This is a genomic window from Actinotignum timonense, from assembly GCF_900155575.1.
GTDB classification, from domain to species: domain Bacteria; phylum Actinomycetota; class Actinomycetes; order Actinomycetales; family Actinomycetaceae; genus Actinotignum; species Actinotignum timonense.
In genome coordinates, this window is record NZ_LT706966.1 from 1413859 (window position 1) to 1420754 (window position 6896).

The 6896-nt window shown below is 66.0% G+C and carries 8 protein-coding genes; all 8 read left to right on the forward strand.

What is annotated here, in order from left to right:
- On the forward strand, positions 1-642 hold a 642-nt coding region (locus CZ322_RS05965), incomplete at its 5' end, for an indole-3-glycerol phosphate synthase TrpC (protein ID WP_234984480.1).
- Between the two features lie 68 nt (positions 643-710).
- On the forward strand, positions 711-1832 hold the full coding sequence (gene trpD, locus CZ322_RS05970; protein WP_234984481.1) for an anthranilate phosphoribosyltransferase: 1122 nt from the start codon (positions 711-713) through the stop codon (positions 1830-1832).
- Positions 1765-2412 (forward strand): pyridoxal-phosphate dependent enzyme, encoded by a 648-nt coding sequence (locus CZ322_RS05975; protein ID WP_234984482.1) that lies wholly within the window; start codon positions 1765-1767, stop codon positions 2410-2412. Before trpD ends, CZ322_RS05975 begins: the two co-directional genes overlap by 68 nt.
- The gene (trpA, locus tag CZ322_RS05980) at positions 2405-3202 is read left to right on the forward strand and encodes a tryptophan synthase subunit alpha (RefSeq protein ID WP_087070586.1); all 798 of its coding nucleotides are present in this window, start codon (positions 2405-2407) and stop codon (positions 3200-3202) included. Before CZ322_RS05975 ends, trpA (CZ322_RS05980) begins: the two co-directional genes overlap by 8 nt.
- Before the next feature lie 164 nt (positions 3203-3366).
- Positions 3367-4290, forward strand: a complete 924-nt coding sequence (locus CZ322_RS10005) for a cell division protein PerM (RefSeq protein WP_087070587.1) — start codon at positions 3367-3369, stop codon at positions 4288-4290.
- Between the two features lie 72 nt (positions 4291-4362).
- Complete coding sequence (trpB, locus tag CZ322_RS05990; RefSeq protein ID WP_320753138.1) at positions 4363-5610, forward strand: tryptophan synthase subunit beta; 1248 nt, start codon at positions 4363-4365, stop codon at positions 5608-5610.
- Positions 5603-6400 carry a tryptophan synthase subunit alpha gene (gene trpA / locus CZ322_RS05995; RefSeq protein WP_087070586.1) on the forward strand — a complete coding sequence of 266 codons (798 nt, stop codon included), beginning with the start codon at positions 5603-5605 and terminating at the stop codon, positions 6398-6400. Before trpB ends, trpA (CZ322_RS05995) begins: the two co-directional genes overlap by 8 nt.
- A gap of 164 nt (positions 6401-6564) precedes the next feature.
- A partial coding sequence (locus CZ322_RS10010) for a cell division protein PerM (protein ID WP_200807178.1) occupies positions 6565-6896 on the forward strand: 332 nt, incomplete at its 3' end.

Consider the following 6896-nt stretch of genomic DNA (forward strand, 5'->3'; position numbering starts at 1 on the left):
GCCGCCCCCGCTGCCGCCGAAGCACTCGCCGCCGCCCCCGGCAGCGAACCCGGGAGCGATCCGGCCAGCTTCCCCTTCGAGGCCGCCCTGCGCGGCCCCGGGCTCGGCTTCATCTGCGAAGTGAAAAAAGCCTCGCCCTCGAAGGGCATCATCGCCGAAGATTTCCCCTACCTCGATATTGCCCGCTCCTACGAAGCGGCCGGGGCGGAAGCCATGTCCGTGCTCACCGAGCCGCAGTGGTTCCTCGGCTCGGATAGCTACCTGGAGGAAATCACCCGCACGGTTGCTACCCCTTGCCTGCGCAAAGATTTCGTGGTGGATTCCTACCAGATCTACCAGGCGAAAACGCTGGGGGCCAGCGCGGTGCTGCTCATCTGCTCGCTCCTGGATACCGCGATCCTGCGCGAGTACCTCCAGCTGGCGCATTCCCTCGGGCTATCGGCCCTGGTGGAAACCCACGACGCCGCGGAAATTGACTCCGCCCAGGCGGCCGGTGCCCGCATTATCGGAATCAACAACCGCAATCTCAAAGATTTTTCGNCCGCCATGGCTGCCTCCACCCGCGCCCAGCTGCGCTGCCGCTGGTGGAAAGCCGCACGGGGGCGATGGCGCGCGGCGCCTAGCTCAGCGCGGCCCGCCTAGCACAGCACGCCTAGCGCAGCCCGCTCAGCACCGCAGTCCACACAAACTTTCCAAAGTACGGAGTTGTCATGATTAAAGAAGCCATTATTAAAGTTGTGTCCAAGCAGGATCTCACCTATGACGAGGCCTACACCGTTATGAACGAGATCATGGGCGGGGAAAGCACTCCCACCCAGACGGCAGCCTTCCTCGCCGCGCTTTCCACCAAGAACGCGCGGGCAGAAACCACCGATGAGATTTCCGGCTGCGCCACTGCGATGCGCGAGCACGCTGATTACTTCGAGGTTCCTTTCCCCACCCTGGAAATCGTGGGAACCGGCGGGGATAACGCCCACTCTTTCAATATTTCCACGACCTCGATGTTCGTGCTGGCCGCCGGGGGCGTCAAGGTCTCCAAGCACGGTAACCGCGCCGCCTCCTCGCTGTCCGGTACCGCCGACTGCCTGGAAGCCCTCGGGGTGAATATCAACCAGGATCCGGATACCTGCCGGCGCCTCCTCGATGAGGTGGGCATGTGCTTCATGTTCGCCCAGCTCTACCACAAGTCCATGAAGAACGTGGGGGCAATCCGCAAGGAGCTCGGCTTCCGCACCGTCTTCAATATCCTCGGGCCGCTGACCAACCCGATCCACCCCGAATACCAGGTCCTCGGCGTTTACGATGAATACCTCGTGGAGCCCCTCGCCCGCGTCCTCAATGACCTGGGCGTCCACCACGGCCTGGTGGTCTACGGCCAGGATAAGCTCGATGAGATTTCCCTCTCCGCCCCCACCACGGTATGCGAAGTACGCAACGGCGAATACCGCACCTTCGAAATGTCCCCGGATGTGTTCGGCTTCAACCGGGCCACCCCGGCCGATATGCTCGGCGGCACCCCGGAAGAAAACGCCCAGATCACCCGCGATATCCTCTCCGGTAAAATCACCGGCCCCAAGCGTGACGTGGTCCAGCTCAATGCCGGTGCCGGCCTGTACATTGCCGGTAAGGCCCGCTCCATTGCCGCGGGCGTGGATATGGCCGGCGACCTCATTGACGACGGCAGCGCCTACCGCNGCGGTGAAATCCGGGACCGGCACCCTCAAAGACGCCGCCAGCGAAGCCTTCCGCGAATGGACCGGGCGGGTGAGCGATACCCACTACTGCCTCGGCTCGGTTATGGGCCCGCATCCCTTCCCCACGATCGTGCGTGATTTCCAAGCGGTTATTTCCCGCGAGGCCCGCGCCCAGATCCTGGAAGCTGAGGGGCGCCTGCCCGATGCCGTCATCGCCTGCGTGGGCGGCGGCTCGAACGCGGCCGGTTCTTTCTACAACTTCGTAGATGATGCGGGCGTGCGCCTCATCGGCGCGGAAGCGGCCGGGCGGGGCGTGGATACCCCGGATACCGCCGCGACCATCGCCACCGGCACCGAAGGCATTTTCCACGGCATGAAATCCTATTTCTGCCAGGACGAATTCGGGCAGATCGCCCCGGTGTACTCCATCTCGGCCGGCCTGGACTACCCGGGGATTGGCCCCGAGCACGCCTACTGGCACGATATCGGGCGCGCGGAATACGTCCCGGTCACCGATGCGGAGGCCGTGGATGCGTTCGAATACCTTTCGCGCACCGAGGGGATCATTCCCGCGATTGAATCGGCGCACGCCCTCGCGCACGCCATGAAGATCGCCCCGGAGATGCCGGGCAAGATTATTATCGTCACGCTCTCGGGCCGCGGGGATAAGGACGTCGCGGCCATCGCGCGCTACCGGGGAGAAGATATCCATGACTAAACAGGTACCCATCGCCCGGGCTTTTTCCCGCGGCAAAGCTTTTATTCCGTTCTTCACCTGCGGGGATCCAGATTTAGGTACGACGGCGCACATTATCCGCGCGGCCGGCCGGGCCGGTGCAGATCTCATCGAATTCGGCGTGCCTTTCTCTGATCCGACCGCCGAGGGCCCGGTCATCCAGGCTTCCTCGGAGCGGGCGCTGCGCGGGGGAGCCACAACGGACAAAATTTTTGAGATGATCGGCCAGGTGCGCCCGGATCTGGAGTGCCCCTTCGTCATCATGACCTACGCTAATGTGGTCTTCTCCTACGGCCCGGAGCGCTTCGCGCGCCGCTGCGCGGAAGTTGGGGTCTCCGGCGTGATCCTCCCCGATGTGCCTTTCGAGGAGAAGGCCGAATTCGAGGGGGCTTTGGCTGTGCATAACGTTGATCTCATTTCGCTGATCGCGCCTACCTCCGAGGACCGGATCGAAGCGATTGCGCGGGCCGCGCGCGGCTTCCTCTACGTGGTCTCCTCCATGGGGGTGACGGGCATGCGCTCGAATATCACCACCGATGTGGGGGCCATCGTAAAGAAGATCCGCTCGGTCACGGATACTCCCTGCGCGATTGGCTTCGGGATTTCTTCCCCGGAGCAGGCCGCCCGCATGGGAGCGCTCTCCGACGGGGTGATCGTGGGATCGGCCCTGGTTTCCCGGATTCACGAACTGGCGGCGGCCGGAAAGGGCGCGGAGCAGATCGCCGCGGATATCGCCGGCCGGGTGAGCGAGCTCAAGGGCGCGCTCGGCTAAGCGCCGCGAAGGTGCCGCTGCGCGTAGCGGAGCGCAGGCTCCGCGCGTGCGGCGGAGCGAAAGCCCCGCCGCGAGCACGCTGCGGCCGCGCGATATGGTGCGGTGAGCAACACGCCGGGCCATCTTCCGCGGCCCGGCACCCATCGCGCGCCACCATGGAAGGGATGTTAACGTATTCGCGCCGCGTGGCGCTCGCCCTGGCCGTTATCCAGCCCGTGGTCCTCACCTGGATCACGGTGGTGCTCATCTGCCTGCTCGGATACACCCTCACCGCGGCCTCCCCGCTGCTCGGGGACGTAACCTGGCAGGGCGCGGCACGCCTGGGCGGCTCCCTGTGGCTGCTCGCCCTCGGCACGCCGCTGGTGAGCGCGGGCGGGCATATCGGCCTCATGCCCCTGCTCCTCACCGCACTTATCGCTTGGCTCACGGTGCGTTTCCTGCGTGCCATCGTGGTGGAAGACTGGTGGGACGTAGCCATCGCCACGCTGAGCGGAGCGGGCAGCGCCGGCGTGATCTGCCTACTCTCCCTCCCGCAATCATCCCTGCTCCACGCCCTCGTGGGCGGGGCGGTGCTCGGCTTCGCCGCCAGCCAATGCGCCTGGCTGGAACGCCCGGCCTGGCCCGGCGTGGCCATCCTGGAACGCGGCTGGCGCCTCATTGCACCGCTCGCCGCCACCCTGGCGGTAGTGAGCCTCCTCCTGGTTCTTGCCGCGGTGGTGCTCGGCTTCGGGCGCGCCCAGGCCCTGCACGCCGCCTACCTCACCGATCTCACCGGCACGATTCTCTTCACCCTCACCCAGCTGCTTTTCGCTCCCGCGCTGGCGGTATGGGCACTGGCCTACGTGACCGGCGCCGGTTTCACGGTGGGCAGCGGCGCGGTCTTCTCGGCCCTGGGCGGCAGTTTCGCCCCCATCCCCGGCCTTCCCGTGTTCGGCCTGCTGCCCGACCCGGCCCTGCGCCCCGCCTGGCTCCTCATCATCCCCATCCTCACGGGCCTGGCCTGGGNGGGCCGCGGACGTGGAAGCGCTCGCGGCCGGCGGTGCCGACGCGGTGCTCGTGGGCGAAGCCCTCATGCGCAGCGCCGATAAAGTAGGAGTCCTGGCCCAGTGGCGCCAGGCCGCGGCGCGCGTCGTCGCCCCCGCACAGGAGAAAGAGTAACCATGACCGAAGGACACACGATGGAAAGCTCCACCTCGGGAACCTCCACGCCGCCGGCCGGCGCTACCGCGCGCCCGGGCCGTTTCGGCATCCACGGCGGGCAGTTCATCCCGGAAACTCTCATGCCGGCCATCGAAGAACTGGACGCCGCCTACCGGCACTACCGCGACGACCCGGAATTTAACGCCGAACTCACCGATCTTTTCAATAACTACGCGGGCCGGCCCTCCCTCCTCTACTACGCGGAGCGGATGACGCGCGACCTGGGCGGCGCGAAAATCTACCTCAAACGCGAGGACCTCAACCACACCGGCGCCCACAAAATCAATAACGTGCTCGGCCAGGCGCTGCTCGCCAAGAAAATGGGCAAAACCCGCCTCATCGCGGAAACCGGGGCCGGCCAGCACGGGGTCGCCACCGCCACCGCTGCCGCGCTTTTCAATATGGAATGCGTGGTGTTCATGGGGGAGGAAGATACCCGCCGCCAGGCCCTCAACGTGTACCGCATGCGCCTGCTGGGCGCGGATGTGGTCGCGGTGAAATCCGGGACCGGCACCCTCAAAGACGCCGCCAGCGAAGCCTTCCGCGAATGGACCGGGCGGGTGAGCGATACCCACTACTGCCTCGGCTCGGTTATGGGCCCGCATCCCTTCCCCACGATCGTGCGTGATTTCCAAGCGGTTATTTCCCGCGAGGCCCGCGCCCAGATCCTGGAAGCTGAGGGGCGCCTGCCCGATGCCGTCATCGCCTGCGTGGGCGGCGGCTCGAACGCGGCCGGTTCTTTCTACAACTTCGTAGATGATGCGGGCGTGCGCCTCATCGGCGCGGAAGCGGCCGGGCGGGGCGTGGATACCCCGGATACCGCCGCGACCATCGCCACCGGCACCGAAGGCATTTTCCACGGCATGAAATCCTATTTCTGCCAGGACGAATTCGGGCAGATCGCCCCGGTGTACTCCATCTCGGCCGGCCTGGACTACCCGGGGATTGGCCCCGAGCACGCCTACTGGCACGATATCGGGCGCGCGGAATACGTCCCGGTCACCGATGCGGAGGCCGTGGATGCGTTCGAATACCTTTCGCGCACCGAGGGGATCATTCCCGCGATTGAATCGGCGCACGCCCTCGCGCACGCCATGAAGATCGCCCCGGAGATGCCGGGCAAGATTATTATCGTCACGCTCTCGGGCCGCGGGGATAAGGACGTCGCGGCCATCGCGCGCTACCGGGGAGAAGATATCCATGACTAAACAGGTACCCATCGCCCGGGCTTTTTCCCGCGGCAAAGCTTTTATTCCGTTCTTCACCTGCGGGGATCCAGATTTAGGTACGACGGCGCACATTATCCGCGCGGCCGGCCGGGCCGGTGCAGATCTCATCGAATTCGGCGTGCCTTTCTCTGATCCGACCGCCGAGGGCCCGGTCATCCAGGCTTCCTCGGAGCGGGCGCTGCGCGGGGGAGCCACAACGGACAAAATTTTTGAGATGATCGGCCAGGTGCGCCCGGATCTGGAGTGCCCCTTCGTCATCATGACCTACGCTAATGTGGTCTTCTCCTACGGCCCGGAGCGCTTCGCGCGCCGCTGCGCGGAAGTTGGGGTCTCCGGCGTGATCCTCCCCGATGTGCCTTTCGAGGAGAAGGCCGAATTCGAGGGGGCTTTGGCTGTGCATAACGTTGATCTCATTTCGCTGATCGCGCCTACCTCCGAGGACCGGATCGAAGCGATTGCGCGGGCCGCGCGCGGCTTCCTCTACGTGGTCTCCTCCATGGGGGTGACGGGCATGCGCTCGAATATCACCACCGATGTGGGGGCCATCGTAAAGAAGATCCGCTCGGTCACGGATACTCCCTGCGCGATTGGCTTCGGGATTTCTTCCCCGGAGCAGGCCGCCCGCATGGGAGCGCTCTCCGACGGGGTGATCGTGGGATCGGCCCTGGTTTCCCGGATTCACGAACTGGCGGCGGCCGGAAAGGGCGCGGAGCAGATCGCCGCGGATATCGCCGGCCGGGTGAGCGAGCTCAAGGGCGCGCTCGGCTAAGCGCCGCGAAGGTGCCGCTGCGCGTAGCGGAGCGCAGGCTCCGCGCGTGCGGCGGAGCGAAAGCCCCGCCGCGAGCACGCTGCGGCCGCGCGATATGGTGCGGTGAGCAACACGCCGGGCCATCTTCCGCGGCCCGGCACCCATCGCGCGCCACCATGGAAGGGATGTTAACGTATTCGCGCCGCGTGGCGCTCGCCCTGGCCGTTATCCAGCCCGTGGTCCTCACCTGGATCACGGTGGTGCTCATCTGCCTGCTCGGATACACCCTCACCGCGGCCTCCCCGCTGCTCGGGGACGTAACCTGGCAGGGCGCGGCACGCCTGGGCGGCTCCCTGTGGCTGCTCGCCCTCGGCACGCCGCTGGTGAGCGCGGGCGGGCATATCGGCCTCATGCCCCTGCTCCTCACCGCACTTATCGCTTGGCTCACGGTGCGTTTCCTGCGTGCCATCGTGGTGGAAGACTGGTGGGACGTAGCCATCGCCACGCTGAGCGGAGC